The organism is Gordonia jinhuaensis, from assembly GCF_014639795.1.
Lineage (GTDB): Bacteria > Actinomycetota > Actinomycetes > Mycobacteriales > Mycobacteriaceae > Gordonia_B > Gordonia_B jinhuaensis.
In genome coordinates this window covers 222910-238879 of record NZ_BMGC01000001.1, presented here as the reverse complement: position 1 = coordinate 238879, position 15970 = coordinate 222910, and the positions used below count along the sequence as shown (strand labels likewise).

Genomic DNA, 15970 nt, shown 5'->3' with positions numbered 1-15970 from the left:
CGGGGCCAGGTCGGTGATCAGGCCTTGAGCAGCCGGCTCACCGGATCGAGCCCGTCGTCCTCGAGCTCCTCCGGATCGACCGTGACGAGCTTGCCCAGGTCGGTGTCGGGGTCGGCGAAGTCCGCATACGTCGAATCCTCGGCGACGGTGGCCAGGATGAAACCGGTCAGCGCGGCGCGGGCCTGGCGGTTCGCCGAACGGTTGCGCTTCTGACCGGTGAGTGAGCGACGCAACGTATATCCGTCGACGAAGGTCATCGACGTCGACTTGGGGACCGTACGCAATGCCACCTGGTCGCCGGTGAGGGCCCTGCGCAGGGCCAGAGCATTGCCCGGCAGTGTGTCGAGTTCGCCCGGGGCGGCCAGGATGAGCGCCGACGAGTCGTAGGTCCGCGCGGCGTCGAGTTCGTCTTTGCTCCCGCTGGCCGGCCACAACGCGCTCAACGACACGATCCGGTCGTCGGTGGCGGCGGCGATCACCGCCGCCGAGGCGCCGAATCCGTGTCCCACCACACCGACCTGCGTGGGCTGGACGGTGATCTGTCCGGGGCCCAGGCGAACTCGGGTCGCGACGGTCAGAGCCGTCGACAGATCCTGGGCGAGGCCGTGGTCGGATCCCAGCGGACCACGTTCGGTATCCGGTGCCACCACCACGATGCCCCACGACGCGAGGTGTTCCATCAGCCCGGCGTGATGACGACTGCTCATCATCCAGCCGTGCGCGAGCCCCACGGCGGGCAGCGATGATCCGCTCTCCGGGGTGTACACGCGACCGGGGAGACCGGCCACCGCGAGATCCCCGGTGAGGATCTTGTGCGGGCCCCGCCGCGCGAGTTGGGCCATCAGCTTCTTCACCTTCGCCACGTCGAGAACCTTATGCCATCTGCGTGGCGATTCCGTTGTGCTGCGCCCGTCGTTTTGACGTCGCTGGAGACTCTCTTACCCATCACTTGCCGATCTTTGGCGATATGCGCTTTGTGGTGGCACGATTCCGTCGTGGCGCACAGCACCGTGTCGGTCCGAATGCGGCAGTGGTTGCTTGCCGACATCTCCGAAGAACCTGCCGACCAGCCAGGACCTCATCGTCGTCAACGCGACGAGGAGCACACGCACTCGTGGTGGCAAGTCATGTGCCTCACCGGTGTCGACTACTTCTCGACGTTGGGATACCAGCCTGGAATCGCAGCGCTGGCGGCCGGGACGGTCGCTCCGGTCGCCACTCTCGTACTGGTCGCGCTGACGCTGTTCGGCGCGTTGCCGGTCTATCGGCTCGTGGCGCGTGAATCACCGCGCGGTGAGGGCTCGATCGCGATGCTGCAGCGGCTGCTTCCCCGATGGGGCGGCAAGCTGCTGGTGCTCGTGCTGCTCGGCTTCGCCGCCACCGACTTCCTGATCACCATGACGTTGTCGGCGGCCGACGCGACCGCGCACTTCGTGGAGAATCCCCTGATACCAAAGGGTTTCAGCCACTACACGATTCTGATCACGCTGATCTTCCTGGGACTGCTCGCGGCCATCTTCCTGCGCGGCTTCGCCGAGGCGATCATGGTCGCGGTCGTCCTCGTCGGCGTGTATCTCGCGCTCAACCTGGTGGTGGTGATCGACGGCATCATCGGCATCGCCCGGGCCGGTCATCTCGTCGTCGACTGGCAACATGCGATGACCGCCGAACACGGAAGTCCGTGGATGATCATCGCCCTGGCCTTGCTGGTGTTCCCGAAGCTCGCACTCGGATTGTCCGGATTCGAGACCGGCGTCTCGGTGATGCCGCAGATCAAGGGTTCACCCGACGACGATCCGGCCTATCCGAAGACGCGGATCATCGGGGCGCGAAAACTTCTCACCACCGCAGCGCTGATCATGAGCGCATTCCTCATCGCCTCCAGCATCATCTGCACCGTGCTCATCCCCGAGGACGAGTTCAAGAGCGGTGGACATGCGAACGGTCGAGCGCTGGCCTATCTGGCGCATGAGCGCCTCGGCGCGGGATTCGGCAGCGTCTACGACATCAGCACGATCCTGATCCTCTGGTTCGCCGGCGCCTCGGCGATGGCCGGTCTGCTCAATCTGGTTCCCCGGTTCCTGCCGAAGTTCGGGATGGCGCCCGAATGGGCGCGTGCAGTGCGGCCGTTGGTGCTGGTGTTCGCGCTGCTGGCCTTCTGCGTGACCATCTACTTCCGCGCATCGGTCGACGCGCAGGGCGCCGCATACGCGACCGGCGTGCTGGTTCTGATGACGTCGGCGTCGGTGGCTGCGACGCTCTCGGCGCGGCGTCGTCATCACCGGGGGATGGCGATCGGCTTCGCCGTCATCACGCTGGTCTTCATCTACACGACGATCGCGAACATCATCGAGCGGCCCGAAGGCGTGCAGGTGGCCTCGTTCTTCATCGCGTTGATCATCATCGTGTCGCTCGCGTCGCGGGTGAACCGGTCGTTCGAGCTGCGTTCGACGGGGGTCACCTTCGACGAGACCGCGCGGGAGATCCTCAGCGAGGCCGCCAAGACCGGTTCGATCCAGATCGTCACCCACGACTGCGACGACCTGTCGCTGCGCGAATACCAGCAGAAGGAGCTCCAGCAGCGGGCTGAGAGTCACATCCCGGCCAGCGAGGAGATCGTCTTCCTCGAGGTGAACGTGAAGGACTCCTCGGAGTTCAAGACCGACATCGTGGTCCACGGTCGCGTGCGTGACGGTGTGTACCGGATTCTGTGGGTCAACTCCGCCGCGGTCCCCAACACGATCGCCGCAGTTCTGCTGGCGATCCGCGACGAGTTCGGGGTGATCCCGAACGTGTACTTCGAATGGAGTGAGGGCAACCCGATCACCAACCTGCTCAAATTCTTGTTCTTCGGTGTGGGCGAGGTCGCCGTGACCACCCGTGAGGTGTTGCGACGCGCCGAAACCGACCTCGATCGGCGGCCCTTCGTCCACATCGGCTAGCGGTATCGGCTGGGAGCTGTGGCACGCACCCCGGACTGTGACATCTCACAGCCGCACATCGCACAGCTGGCGGTGCGGGTAGGGCGGTCGACGAGATCCAACCAGTGTGAACTCGTGATGCGACGTTGATCATCGGCTTTCCGGGTTGGCGCAACGTCCAAGTACTCTGTGAACCTATGTGTGGAATCGTCGGTTACGTGGGCAAGCGCGACGCGCTCGACGTGGTGGTCGAAGCGTTGCGCAGGATGGAGTACCGCGGGTACGACTCGGCGGGAGTGGCGATTCTCGACGGCCACGGGCATACAGCCGTGGAGAAGAAGGCCGGACGTCTGGAGAATCTGGACAAGCAGCTGGCCACAGTGGGTCGTGAGCACTTCCAGGGCACCACGGGGATGGGGCACACCCGGTGGGCCACGCATGGTCGTCCCACCGATCGCAACGCCCACCCGCATGTGAGCACCGACGGCAAGATCGCGGTCGTCCACAACGGCATCATCGAGAACTATGCGCCGCTGCGCGCCGAGCTCGAGCGTGCGGGTGTGGAGTTCACCTCTGACACCGACACCGAGACCGCGGTGCATCTTCTCGAGGTCGAATACGCCCAGGGCGAAAACGCGGGCGACTTCGTGGCCTCGGCATATGCGGTGCTGCGCCGCCTCGAGGGTGCGTTCACGCTGGTGTTCACCCACTCCGATCACGCGGACACGATCGTCGCGGCCCGACGTTCGACCCCGCTGGTGGTCGGCGTCGGCGACGGTGAGATGTTCGTGGGCTCCGATGTCGCCGCATTCATCGAGTTCACCCGCGATGCGGTGGAACTCGGTCAGGACCAGGTGGTGGTCATCACTCGCGACGACTACACGATCACCGACTTCGACGGTGAGGCCGGCATCGGCAAACCCTTCCACATCGACTGGGATCTCGCGGCCGCTGAGAAGGGCGGACACGACTTCTTCATGCTCAAGGAGATCGCCGAACAGCCGCAGGCCATCGCCGACACGTTGATCGGGCATTTCGTGGACGGACGCATCGTTCTCGACGAGCAGCGCCTCACCGACGACGAACTGCGTGATGTCGACAAGGTCTTCGTGGTCGCCTGCGGCACTGCCTACCATGCGGGGCTGCTCGCCAAATACGCGATCGAACACTGGACCCGACTGCCCGTCGAGGTGGAACTGGCCAGTGAGTTCCGTTACCGTGACCCGGTTCTGGACCGGTCCACGCTGGTGGTCGCGATCTCGCAGTCGGGTGAGACCGCCGACACCCTCGAGGCCGTGCGACATGCCAAGGACCAGAAGGCCCGGGTGCTCGCGATCTGCAACACCAACGGCGCCCAGATCCCTCGCGAGTCCGACGCGGTGCTCTACACCCACGCCGGCCCCGAGATCGGGGTTGCGTCGACCAAGTGTTTCCTGGCTCAGATCGCCGCGACCTACATGGTCGGACTCGCGCTGGCTCAGGCGCGCGGCACCAAATACTCCGACGAGGTCGCGCGCGAATTCGGCGAGATCGAGCGGATGCCCGAGGCCGTGTCGAAGGTCCTCTCGACGATGGAACCGGTGCGTGACCTTGCGCGCGACCTCGCCCAGAACCCCACGGTGTTGTTCCTCGGCCGTCACGTCGGGTACCCGGTCGCACTCGAAGGGGCGCTCAAGCTCAAGGAACTCGCCTACATGCATGCCGAGGGCTTTGCGGCAGGGGAGCTCAAACACGGGCCGATCGCCCTCATCGACGAGGGGCTGCCGGTCATCGTGGTGATGCCGTCGCCGCGCGGTCGGGTGCTGTTGCACTCGAAGATGGTCAGCAACATCCGCGAGATCCAAGCGCGTGGCGCACGCACCATCGTGATCGCCGAGGAGGGCGACGATGCGGTGCGCGAGTTCGCCGACCACCTCATCGAGATCCCGGCGGTGCCCACGCTGCTGCAGCCGGTGGTGTCCACCATCCCGCTGCAGATCTTCGCGGCCAGCGTCGCGCAGGCCAGGGGTTATGACGTCGACAAGCCGCGTAACCTCGCCAAATCCGTGACGGTGGAGTGAGAGGTAGCGACCAGTCATCCATCGCACTGGCGACCGCATCCGATCGACATCGTGTCGGGACGTTCAGGTAGGACGGTCGGGGAACACACCAGCCGGATCGTCGACAGAAGGAGATCGCCGATCGTGATCGGTTATTTCACCGCTGACGCCGTGCGTGACGCCGAGAAGGACACCGGCGCGCTGCTCACCTCCGGTGTTCTCATGCGCCGCGCCGCGGGCGGGTTGTCGCATGTGGTGGCAGATGAGCTGCTCGCCCGTACGTCCGGTGTGTACGGGCGTCGGGTGGGGTTGGTGATCGGATCCGGCGACAACGGCGGTGACGCCCTGTATGCCGGTGCCGCGCTGGCACGTCGGGGTGTGTCGGTCAGCGCAGTCCTGCTCGATCCCGATCACGCACACCCGGGCGGTCGCGCGGCGTTCACCGAGGCGGGCGGCCGGGTGGTCTCGACGCTGCCCTCCGATATCGATGTCGCCGTCGACGGGGTCGTCGGCCTGCGCGGGCACGGTCCGCTGCGTCCGGCGGCGGCAGCAGTCTTCGCGCAGATCACCGCCCCGATCGTGGCGGTGGACGTGCCCTCGGGCGTCGACGCGGATACCGGTCTGGTCAACGAACCGAGCGTGTCTGCGGCGACAACGGTGACCTTCGGAATGCGTCGGCACGCCCACATCCTCGCCGCCCCGTCGTGCGGGCGGGTGGAGGTGGTCGACATCGGCCTGACCGACCCGGTTCCTGACCTGGTGGAACTCTCCGACGCCGAGGTCGCCGCGATGTGGCCGATCCCCGGGCCCGACGACAACAAGTACACCCAGGGTGTCACCGGGATCATCGCGGGATCGGCGAAATATCCGGGTGCGGCGATCCTGTGCACCGGCGGCGCGGTCGCGGCGACATCGGGGATGGTGCGCTATTGCGGGTCGGCGGCCGGCGAAGTGGTGTCCCATCATGCGGAGGTCATCGCGGCACCCGACCTGGATTCCACCGGCCGCGTGCAGGCCTGGGTGATCGGGCCCGGCGCAGGCACCGACGATGCCGCAGAGGAGCTGCTCGAACGCATTCTCGGCACCGATCTGCCGGTACTCGTCGACGCCGACGGCCTCACGGTGCTCGCCCGCCGCCCGGATCTCGTCCGCTCCCGCACGGCACCGACCCTGCTCACCCCGCACGCCGGCGAGTTTGAGCGTCTCGCCGGCCACGAGGTGGGTACCGACCGGCTCGCCGCGGTACGGGGGCTCGCGGCCGATCTCGGTGCAACGGTGCTGCTCAAGGGGCGAATCACGCTGATCGCCGATGACCGCGCCGAACAGGTGATCGCCAACGACGCCCGTACCTCGTGGTCGGCGACCGCCGGCGCCGGAGATGTGCTCTCGGGTATCGCGGGATCGCTGCTCGCGGCCGGACTCGAACCCCGACTGGCCGCGGCAGCGGCCGCCAGAGTTCACGCGCTGGCCGCCGCGATGGCCGCACGAGGCGCCCCGATCGGCGCATCGCAGCTGGTGGCGGGTGTGTCACCGGCGTTGCGGGCGCTGCTGGCCGGTGATGTGGTGTCACTGCGGGGAGTCGCGGAGCCCCCCGCATGACCGACGGCATCCGACGTGCTCTCGCCCGGCCCGCCCAGGCCCGGGCCGACCAGTTCGTGAGCAGCGTGACACCGGCGTCGCACCACCGAGGAGGAGAATGGGATCCCCGACGCAGTCGGGATCGGCAGGACCGGCGTTGTCGGGGCGAGGACGAGAAGGTGGCGAGGTCAGTGACTGCGTCGACCGCGGATACCGCGAGCGAGGGACGATGACGACAGGGCCGTTGATGACAGGGCCGTTGATGACAGGGCCGACGACGACAGAGCCGATGCTGCATGCACGGATCGACCTCGGCGCGGTCGCTCACAACATCGGTGTGCTGCGCGATCGCTCGGGCGCCGACGTGATGGCCGTGGTCAAGGCAGACGGCTACGGACACGGTGCTGCGCCGGTGGCGCGGGCCGCGCTGGCGGCCGGTGCATGCGCGATCGGCACGGCGACCCTGCCCGAGGCGCTCGCATTGCGCGAGGCGGGGATCGGTGCACCGATCACCTGCTGGCTGCTGAGTTCTGATCTGGACTTCGGGCCGGCGATCGACGCCGACATCGAGGTCGCGGTGTCCTCACCGCGCGTGCTGGCGTCGGTGATCGACGCCGCCCATCAGTCGGGGAAGACCGCGCGCGTGGGACTCAAGATCGACACCGGTCTCGGCCGCAGCGGTGTCGCACCCGACGAGTGGGAGACCACACGTGACCTCGTGGCCAAAGCGGTTGCCGAGGAATCGATCTCATTCGGTTCGCTGATGTCGCATCTGGCGCGCGGCGATGAGGTAGACCACCGACTCAATGACGAGCAGGTGGCACGGCTCGACCAATGCCGTGCCGATCTCGGTCGCCTCGGAGTAGCGCCGACGGTCGAACACATCGCGAATTCGCCTGCGGCGCTGGCTCGCCCGGACCTCGCGCGCGACATGGTGCGCCCGGGTCTGGCCGTCTACGGCCGCACTCCACTACCGCACATCGGTGACTTCGGGCTCATTCCGGCGATGACCCTGACCGCCGAGGTCATCCTGGTCAAACATCTCGCCCGCGGCAGCGGGGTGTCCTACAACCACACCTGGGTGACGCCGCGGGACACGACCATCGCGATCCTGCCCGCCGGGTACGCCGACGGCGTGCCGCGCGCGATCGCGGGCAAGTTCGCGGTGTCGATCAACGGGCGGATGTTCCCCAGCGTCGGGCGGGTGTGCATGGATCAGGTGGTCGTCGACCTCGGACCCGACGGTGGTGGGGTCGGTGAAGGTGACCGCGCCGAGCTGTTCGGCACCGGAGCCGACGGAGGGGCGACGGCTCTGGACTGGGCGAATGCCTCCGACACCATCGACTACGAGATCATCTCGGGGATCCGTGGTCGCCGCGTCCGGACCTACATCGACGATCCCGTCGACCGCCGGTCACCGGCTCACCGATCCCCATCGCACGATCCGACTCAGGAGCCGCGATGAACACCTCGGATCGTCTCGACGTGATCGGCGGGGCCGCTGGGGCCGCGGCCCTGGGTGCCTCGGCCGTGGGTGCCACCGCGAAGGCGGTCACCGGCCGCTTCGTGGACCCCGACACGATCGGTGACTACGGACGGATCTACCGCGAACGGGCGAGCATCGTGGTCGCCGACGACGGCACACCGCTGTGCGTGCGCGAGAGCGGCGACCTCGACGCCCCGGTGACGATCGTCTATGTCAACGGGTACTGCCAGCGCATGTCGGTCTGGCACCATCGCGTCACGACGTCGTGCCCGGCACTCGACGAGCTCGACGTGTCCGCAGATGACGGGGCCGAGTCCGAGCTCCTCGCGATGCCGGGCACCACCCCGCCGGCCGACCCGGGGCCGGTCCGCCACGTGTTCTACGACCAGCGGGGGCATGGGATCTCCGCGACCTCCTCCCCGGACAAGTACCGGATCGCGGTACTCGCATCCGACTTGGCAGCGGTGATCCGGGCGGTCGTGCCCACCGGACCGGTGATCGTGGTGGGTCAGGCGATGGGTGCGTCGGTCACGCTGGCCATGGCCGGTGCGCATCCCGACATGATCGGTGACCGGGTGGCCGGAGCCGTACTGTGCAGCCCCTTCGTCAGTGGTCGACGCGCGACCGAGAACGGGCAGGTACTCAGCAGTGCGCCCGCGGAACTGCTGCGCTTCGCCCTGCGCACACTGCCCTCGGGTGTCACTGCCGCGGCAGCGCCGCTCACCGCCAATGTGGTGGCCAGTCATCTCGGCGCGATGAGTCTGGCGCATCCGGCCGATCGACCTGAACTGGTCCGTTTCGTCGAGTCGATGATCGCGGCGACGCCTACCGAGACCCTGTTGGCGCTCACCGCCGAATTGGCCGCATACGAGGACCGATCGGGTTTTGCTGAACTGTCGAGGGTCCCGACCGTGGTGCTCGGCGGTTATGAGGACCGGGTCAATCCGCTGTCGGAGGTCGTCGACTCGGCCTCGGCGCTGGGTGGGCGCTGCGAACTCATCGGGGTGCGGGACGCCGGCCACCTGCTGCCGTTGGAGACACCCGAGGCCGTTGACGACGCGATCGGCCGCGTCGTCGATCGGGTGAACAGGGATCGCCGGTGAACAGGGACCGTCAGGATCCGCGCCGGACAGCGTCGAGAAGTGACGAGTCGAGAAGTGACGAGCAGTGAGCGACCATCGTGCGGCGCAGACGCGCACGCTGCCGGAGGTGGCCGACACCGAGGCGCTGGGTGCGGAGTTGGCCGCGGAGTTGCACCCCGGTGACCTGGTGATCCTCGACGGGCCGCTCGGTGCCGGAAAGACCGCACTGACCAGGGGAATCGCGGCCGGACTCGGCGTCGTTGGACGCGTTTCCTCGCCCACCTTCATCATCGCCCGCGAACACCGCGCGAGCCGGAACGGCGGCGTGGGACTGGTCCATGTGGATGCCTACCGGCTGACCGGCCTCGACGATCTCGATGCGCTCGACCTCGACACCGATCTGCAGGACGCGGTGGTGGTCGTGGAGTGGGGGACCGGTCTGGCCGAACGTCTCGCCGAACGCCATCTCCTGGTGTCGCTGCGGCGCGAACCGGAATCGGATGTGCGCACCGCACACTGGGAGTGGATCGACGGCTGAGCGTGGCTCGCGGCGCACCGGTCCGTGTGCCCGGCCGCCCGAACGCACTGCAACCCTGCTCACGGGTAGTCTGGAACATCGTGTTGTTGCTGACTGTGGACACGTCCACCCCCACGGTCGTCGTGGGTATCGGTGAGGTGTCCCGTCCCCCCGAGTCGATCGCCGATGTGGACGTGCGGTGCGAACTGAGTGTGGAGCGTGCTCGCGGACACGCCGAGATCGTGACCCCGATGATCGTGGAGGCACTCGCGAACTCCGGCGTGGACAAGAGCGACCTCGACGCGGTGATCGTCGGTTGCGGTCCGGGTCCGTTCACCGGACTGCGCGTGGGGATGGCGACCGGTGAGGCGTTCGCCGACGGGCTGGGTATCCCTGCCCATGGTGTCTGTTCCCTCGACGCGATCGCCGCTACCGGGCCGGCGGGATCGCTCCTGGTGGTCACCGATGCGCGCCGCCGCGAGATCTACTACGCGCGCTATGTCGATCACGTCCGCACCCACGGCCCGTCGGTGCAGGCGCCTGCTGCCGTCGCCGAGGAGCTCGCCGGGCAGCAGATCGACCACGTCGCGGGCTGGCGTGAGCAGGCCGAGCAGTTCGGTCCCTACGCAGAGACGCCCTCGGTGCCCACCGTCGTCGGACTCGTCGCGAGTTCGGGCGCGGCAGCGTTCACCGACACCGCGACCGGACCGCTGACGCCGTGGTATCTGCGTCGGCCCGATGCGTTGACTCTCGCCGAGCGTGAACAGGCGGGTGGCAGGAGGTGATCGACGCGCTCACCGATGCCGACGTGATGCGCTGCGCAGAGCTGGAGCGCATGCTCTTTCCAGGCGACTCACCCTGGCCCGCAGAGGCTTTCGCGTCCGAGATCGCCGCGCCGCACAACAGATATTTCGCTGCAAGGACGCCACAGGGTGAACTCGTGGGCTATGCGGGGATCTCCCTGCTCGGTCGGCCGGGGTCACTCGAATGTGAGATCCACACGATCGGTGTGGACCCCGCCCATCAGGGTCACGGATACGGTCGCGCACTGCTGTCGGAGCTGTTGGCGGTGGCCGACGCCGCGCACGCCGAGGTCTTCCTGGAGGTGCGGACCGATAACGAGGTGGCGCTGGACCTGTACCGGCGCAACGGTTTCGACGTTCTCGGTATTCGACGGAACTACTACCAGCCCAGCGGTGCCGACGCGTACACCATGCGGCGTCGGGCCGTCGGTGCCGGCAGCTCGGACGTGAAGGTGGCTTCGCTGTGAAGGTGATGGGTATCGAGAGCTCGTGCGACGAGACCGGTGTGGGGATCGTCGAGTGGAATGACGACGGGACCACCACGCTGCTTGCCGACGAGGTGGCCTCGAGCGTCGATGAGCAGGCGAGGTACGGGGGAGTGGTCCCCGAAGTGGCCTCACGTGCACACCTCGAGGCGATCGTGCCGACCATGCGTCGCGCGCGTGAGGCAGCCGGTGTCGATCGGCCCGATGCGATCGCCGTGACGATCGGCCCCGGCCTCGCCGGCGCCCTGCTGGTAGGCGTCGCCGCGGCGAAAGCCTATGTGGCAGCGTGGGATGTGCCGCTGTACGCGGTGAACCATCTCGGTGGTCATGTCGCCGTCGACACCCTCGAACACGGACCGATGACCCCCTGTGTGGCGCTGCTGGTGTCCGGCGGCCACACCCACCTGCTCCATGTCGACGAACTGTCGAAGCCGATCCGCGAACTCGGCACCACCGTCGACGATGCGGCGGGGGAGGCCTTCGACAAGGTCGCCCGACTGCTCGGCCTGGGGTATCCCGGCGGCCCGGTGATCGATCGACTCGCGCGCGACGGAGATCCGCACGCGATCGAGTTCCCCCGCGGGATGACCGGCCCCCGCGATGCGCCGTACGACTTCTCGTTCTCCGGACTCAAGACCGCAGTGGCGCGCTACGTCGAGTCGTGTGAGCGCGCCGGACGACAGGTGCCGGTGGCCGATGTGGCCGCCTCGTTCCAGGAGGCGGTCGCCGATGTGCTGACCCGCAAGGCGATGCGCGCGATCGACGAAACCGGTGTCGACACACTGGTTCTCGGTGGGGGTGCCACCGCGAACTCGCGGATCCGGTCGCTCGCCCAGGAGCGGTGCGATGCCGCCGGCGTCACACTCCGAGTCCCCAAGCCTCGGCTGTGCACCGACAACGGCGTGATGATCGCGACCTACGGTGCACACCTGATCGCCGGCGGCGCCCAGCCGTCAGACCTCACGGTGTCGACCGACCCAGGATTGCCGGTGACCGTCGGGGTGAAGTGATCCGTCGGGGTGGAGTAATACGTGGGGTTGAAGTATTCCGTGGGTTGAATTGTTGCGTGGGTTGAAGTATTGCCAGGGGAAATCGGCGTCCCGACACTCGAGCGGACCCGATGCGACTAGTGCAGGGCCAGTATCGGCGTGGTCATCGCAATCCCCATCACGGCCGCGCCGCACAGGGCGATCGTGGCGTTGAGAACCGTGGAGGTACTCAGCGCGGATTCGGTGTCGCTCGCGGTGGCATGTGCCTGGGCCGAGGGCGTCACCACGCCGGCGACCAGACTCATGAACGTATAGGCGGCGACCGCGGGGAATTCGGCGCCGATGAGAGTGGCGACGGTCAGACATGCTGCGTTCAGCGGTAGGACCACCGCGTACCAGGCCGTGACCGCTCGCATCGAGACCGCCGGCCGCCACATGCTGCCGATGAGCCAGCCGGTGACACCCGCGGCCAGCGCGCAACCGACGATCATCGACGAATGTCGTTGCCCCAGAAAACCTCCGAGCGCGAATGTGGCCACTGCGACGAGTGCGGGCGTCGATGCGCCCACCCAGAGTCCCCATCGGGCGGTGCGCGACCAGCGGGGGAGTGCGGTGATGATCGAGGCGATCAGTGCTGCGGCGGCGACCGCCATCGCGATGGCAAAACCCGGCCGCGTGAATGACTCGATGAGATGTGCGGCCGCGGCCGCCGCCGCGCCGATGGAGACGGCGACCATCCACCTCGTCGGGAGGTCAGACCGCCGACGCGGTACGTCGGTGGAGGCCGGGGTCGCCTGTGCCAGTACGATTCCCGCTGTCACAACGACGACGGTGACCGCGGCGATGAACATCCGCCACGACCCGCCGACGCACACGCCGCCGACCAGAGGGCCGAGCGCCGACCCGATCGCCAGTGATGCGGTGATGACGCCGAGAATCGCACTGCGCGCGGCGTATCCGCGCTGCGAGGTGGCGAGCTGATAGACGACCGCGGTCAGTGCCCCGATGCCGACACCCGCGATCACCCTGCCGCACAGAAAGATCGAGATGCTGCCGGCCGCCGCTGCGATCAGTCCTCCGAGTGTGGCCAGTGCCAGACCTGCGCGGAGCAGGCGACGTTCGCCGGCTGCGCTGCGGACACGTCCGGCGACGAGCACGCCGACGATCGACGCGACCAGGAATGTGGTCGAGATCCACGGGTAGTACTTCGGCGCGCCGAAGTCCCGGGTGATCGCCAGGCCGACCACGGCCATGCCGTTGCCCTCGATCGAACACGACACCGAGATGACGGCAACGGCCACCAGTGCGGCGATCAGTGCGGGGGCGGCGATCAGTGCTGGGCCGGTGGATGGACGCGGTGCGAATGATGTTGTCTGGCATGGTGATACGCCCTTGATTCTGGGGAGGAACCAGGGGCGGTCAGCCGACATCTCCATTCGTGATGGCTGGCTCGCGTGCAACACTTCGCGGATGAAGTGAGGGCCTGGTAGTGCTGGCCCATGAGATATAGCAAGCGCTCGCGGCGGATGTCAACGCCGAGGGGGAGTCAAGCGTGGGGTGCGGCGACCATCCGGTGCCCCCGCACAGGCGACTATCCGTTGCCGCCGCACAAGCGGTGTGAGGTCGCCAGATCCGCGCGCAGTATCGCGCGCTGGACAGGACGCGCCTGTGTGTATCGCTGACGGCCTGTCTCGGTCAGCTCGGTGAACACCGACCGGCGGTCGGATGCGCACATCGTGCGCGTGACCAGCCCGTCTTTCTCGAGGCCGGCGACGAGTCGTGACAGCGCGCTCTGACTGAGGTGGACCTGTCCGGACAGCTCACTCATCCGCATCTTTCCGGCGTCGGCGCCCACGAGCAGTTCGAGCACCTCGAACTCACTGGAGGTGATGTCGGCGTCGGCTTGCAGTGCGCGGTCGATCGCGCACTGCAGACGGTGATACCGCACGCCCAGCTCTCGCCACTGGGTGGCGAGGTGGGCATCGGATAGGTCCGAACAGGCGAGGTCCGAACGGTCGGATGTGACATGCCCGTCGGCCGCTGTGTCGCCGGCCTGGGAGTCGGGGTCCGCTGTGTCGCTGGCGGGAGATCTGGCGTCGAGCGATCGGGAGTCGAGAACCTCGGCGATCGCGGCGTCACCTCGTTGTGAGCCTGTGTGTGCCATGGCCGCATTCTAGCAGATGCACGTGCAAACTATGCATTACAAAAATATGTAGACGCATTGAATGCAACTGCATATAGTTCGGTTCATGAGTCGATCATTGCGACGCTCCACCCGCCGAGAACCTGTCCCGCCGACCCCCACCACTCGACATCCGTCTGTGGCACCGACGACATCCAACCGCTCGACGTCACCCGTCCCGCCCGACCAGTCGGGTCAGCCCGACCAGTCGGACCCGGCGCTGCATGTCACGGGCGCGCGCGGCTGGGCGGGCCGGATCTGGTTGCTGCTCGTCGTCCTCGCCGGGGCGTTGTTTCTCGACGGGCTCGACATCTCGATGGTCGGGGTGGCACTGCCCTCCATCGGCGCCGATCTGCACATGAGTTCGACCGAACTGCAGTGGATCGTGAGCGGCTACGTGCTCGGTTACGGCGGGTTGTTGCTGCTCGGCGGACGGGCGAGCGATCTGCTCGGGCGTCGGCGGGTGTTTCTCGGCGCGCTCGCGGTGTTCGGTGTGGCCTCGGTGCTCACCGCCGTGGTGAACATCGACCTGCTGATCATCGGACTGCGCTTCGTGAAGGGTGTGGCCGCAGCCTTCACCGTGCCCGCGGGGCTGTCGATCATCACCACCACCTTCGCCGAGGGGCCGGCTCGCAACCGCGCGCTGTCGATCTACACGGTGTGCGGTGCCAGCGGTTTCTCCCTCGGACTGGTCTTCGGCGGATTGCTCACCGAACTCAGCTGGAAGGCGACATTGCTGTTTCCCGGACCGGTGGCGCTGATCCTGCTGGTCGCGGGGCTGCGGGTCATCCCGGTCACCGCCGTCGAGCCGATGCGGTGGTCGCATTTCGACGCGCTGGGTGCCGTGACCAGCACTGCCGCGCTGTTGCTGCTCGTCTTCGCGGTGGTGCAGGCGCCGCATGTCGGCTGGACCTCGCCGACGACGATCGCGTCGTTCGCCGTCGCCGTGATCCTCGCCATCTCCTTCGTGGTGACCGAACGCCGTCACGCCCATCCGCTGGTGCGATTGGGGATCCTGCGTTCACGCGCTGTCGTGCACGCCAACATCGCAGCGTTCGTGATGTTCGGCGCGTACGTCTCGTTCCAGTTCCTGGTGACGCTGTATCTACAGGACACCCTCGGCTGGTCGCCGATCGCGATGGCGCTCGGCTTCCTGCCCGCCGGACTGTTGGTCGTCGGCAGTGCACTGAAGATGGATCGTGTTCTCGACCGCGTGCCGACCGCCCCGCTGATCGCAGTCGGTCTGGCCGCCTTCCTCGCCGGATATCTGTGGTTCCTGCGCGCCGGTCCGCATATGCCCTACGCGGTATTCCTGCTGCCGACAATCGTGGCGCTGGGGATCGGATTCGCATTGTGCTTCCCGGCGATCAACTCTCAGGCCACCGCCGGCGTCCATGACGACGAGCAGGGTCTCGCTTCGGGCTTGGTCAACACCAGCATCCAGGTGGGCGGCGCGATCATGTTGGCAGTGGTCACCGCCATTCTCTCCAGCGCACACGGCACGGCGGCCCCGGGCGCGCTCGCTCCCGGAGCGGCCACCGCGATCACCGTCATCTGTGCGGCTGCCGGGGTCGGATTCGCGGCGACGCTGGTGGTCCTGTTCCTCGAACGACGTCGGCGCCCGGCGCTGCAACTGGTCGGCGCCCAGTCGACGCCGTCGGCACCTGCGCGCGACGATGAGACAGCCGCCCGCGAGGCGGTGTGCGAGGGGTGCTGATCAGAGGCGGTCCAGGCGTGACGGGGCACGTCCGAGCGGCCGGGGGATCGGTGATGGGCGGTTGGCCGGAATTTGCAGGCCCAGCCCTTGAGTGCTGGCACTCGGATGTATAGAGTGCTAGGTGGCATCGAGCACGGTCCCGGCACCCGCGACGACGGGATCAGCACACGC

13 protein-coding genes are annotated in these 15970 nt (G+C 67.4%); 10 read left to right on the top strand and 3 right to left on the bottom strand.

Translation table 11 applies throughout. The annotated features are described in order from the left end of the window. Positions 1-17 precede the first annotated feature (17 nt). On the bottom strand, positions 18-863 hold the full coding sequence (locus tag IEW22_RS01005) for a dienelactone hydrolase family protein (protein WP_188584699.1): 846 nt from the start codon (positions 861-863) through the stop codon (positions 18-20). Positions 864-1022: 159 nt separating this feature from the next. On the opposite strand from IEW22_RS01005, the gene IEW22_RS01000 reads away from it, so the two are divergent. The 9 genes from IEW22_RS01000 (at position 1023) to tsaD (ending at position 11921) form a co-directional block, all read left to right on the top strand. Continuing rightward, a complete protein-coding gene (locus IEW22_RS01000; protein WP_188584785.1) occupies positions 1023-2942 on the top strand; it encodes an APC family permease in 1920 nt (639 codons plus the stop codon). Positions 2943-3118: 176 nt separating this feature from the next. Next, on the top strand, positions 3119-4981 hold the full coding sequence (gene glmS, locus IEW22_RS00995; protein ID WP_188584698.1) for a glutamine--fructose-6-phosphate transaminase (isomerizing): 1863 nt from the start codon (positions 3119-3121) through the stop codon (positions 4979-4981). A gap of 120 nt (positions 4982-5101) precedes the next feature. Beyond that, positions 5102-6559, top strand: a complete 1458-nt coding sequence (locus IEW22_RS00990) for an NAD(P)H-hydrate dehydratase (RefSeq protein WP_188584784.1) — start codon at positions 5102-5104, stop codon at positions 6557-6559. A 268-nt stretch (positions 6560-6827) separates the two neighbouring features. Then, on the top strand, positions 6828-8003 hold the full coding sequence (gene alr / locus IEW22_RS00985; RefSeq protein WP_229742056.1) for an alanine racemase: 1176 nt from the start codon (positions 6828-6830) through the stop codon (positions 8001-8003). Then, positions 8000-9127: an alpha/beta fold hydrolase gene (locus tag IEW22_RS00980; protein WP_188584696.1), complete on the top strand. Its 1128-nt coding sequence runs from the start codon at positions 8000-8002 to the stop codon at positions 9125-9127. The genes alr and IEW22_RS00980 overlap by 4 nt, the downstream gene beginning before the upstream one ends. A 64-nt stretch (positions 9128-9191) precedes the next feature. Continuing rightward, complete coding sequence (gene tsaE / locus IEW22_RS00975) at positions 9192-9644, top strand: tRNA (adenosine(37)-N6)-threonylcarbamoyltransferase complex ATPase subunit type 1 TsaE (protein ID WP_188584695.1); 453 nt, start codon at positions 9192-9194, stop codon at positions 9642-9644. Between the two features lie 80 nt (positions 9645-9724). Then, positions 9725-10408, top strand: coding sequence for a tRNA (adenosine(37)-N6)-threonylcarbamoyltransferase complex dimerization subunit type 1 TsaB (gene tsaB, locus IEW22_RS00970; protein WP_188584694.1), 684 nt, complete (start codon positions 9725-9727; stop codon positions 10406-10408). Next, entirely contained in the window at positions 10405-10893 is a 489-nt protein-coding gene (gene rimI / locus IEW22_RS00965) for a ribosomal protein S18-alanine N-acetyltransferase (protein ID WP_373284112.1), read from the top strand. The genes tsaB and rimI overlap by 4 nt, the downstream gene beginning before the upstream one ends. Beyond that, positions 10890-11921 carry a tRNA (adenosine(37)-N6)-threonylcarbamoyltransferase complex transferase subunit TsaD gene (tsaD, locus tag IEW22_RS00960; protein WP_188584693.1) on the top strand — a complete coding sequence of 344 codons (1032 nt, stop codon included), beginning with the start codon at positions 10890-10892 and terminating at the stop codon, positions 11919-11921. Before rimI ends, tsaD begins: the two co-directional genes overlap by 4 nt. 116 nt (positions 11922-12037) lie before the next feature. Here the strand turns inward: tsaD and IEW22_RS00955 are convergent, their stop codons facing one another. Beyond that, a complete protein-coding gene (locus tag IEW22_RS00955; RefSeq protein ID WP_188584692.1) occupies positions 12038-13330 on the bottom strand; it encodes an MFS transporter in 1293 nt (430 codons plus the stop codon). A 161-nt stretch (positions 13331-13491) separates the two neighbouring features. Further along, positions 13492-13854, bottom strand: a complete 363-nt coding sequence (locus IEW22_RS19905; protein WP_229742074.1) for a MarR family winged helix-turn-helix transcriptional regulator — start codon at positions 13852-13854, stop codon at positions 13492-13494. Between the two features lie 295 nt (positions 13855-14149). Between IEW22_RS19905 and IEW22_RS00945 the strand changes: the two genes are divergently transcribed. After that, positions 14150-15799, top strand: a complete 1650-nt coding sequence (locus IEW22_RS00945) for an MFS transporter (RefSeq protein ID WP_229742055.1) — start codon at positions 14150-14152, stop codon at positions 15797-15799. Positions 15800-15970: the final 171 nt, after the last annotated feature.

Excerpts from the sequence above, each read along its gene's own strand:
- IEW22_RS01000 (WP_188584785.1), top strand. The coding sequence starts at position 1,023 with ATGCGGCAGTGGTTGCTTGCCGACATCTCCGAAGAACCTGCCGACCAG.
- glmS (WP_188584698.1), top strand. The coding sequence starts at position 3,119 with ATGTGTGGAATCGTCGGTTACGTGGGCAAGCGCGACGCGCTCGACGTG.
- alr (WP_229742056.1), top strand. The coding sequence starts at position 6,828 with ATGCTGCATGCACGGATCGACCTCGGCGCGGTCGCTCACAACATCGGT.
- IEW22_RS00945 (WP_229742055.1), top strand. The coding sequence starts at position 14,150 with ATGAGTCGATCATTGCGACGCTCCACCCGCCGAGAACCTGTCCCGCCG.
- IEW22_RS00955 (WP_188584692.1), bottom strand. The coding sequence starts at position 13,330 with ATGTCGGCTGACCGCCCCTGGTTCCTCCCCAGAATCAAGGGCGTATCA.
- IEW22_RS00980 (WP_188584696.1), top strand. The coding sequence starts at position 8,000 with ATGAACACCTCGGATCGTCTCGACGTGATCGGCGGGGCCGCTGGGGCC.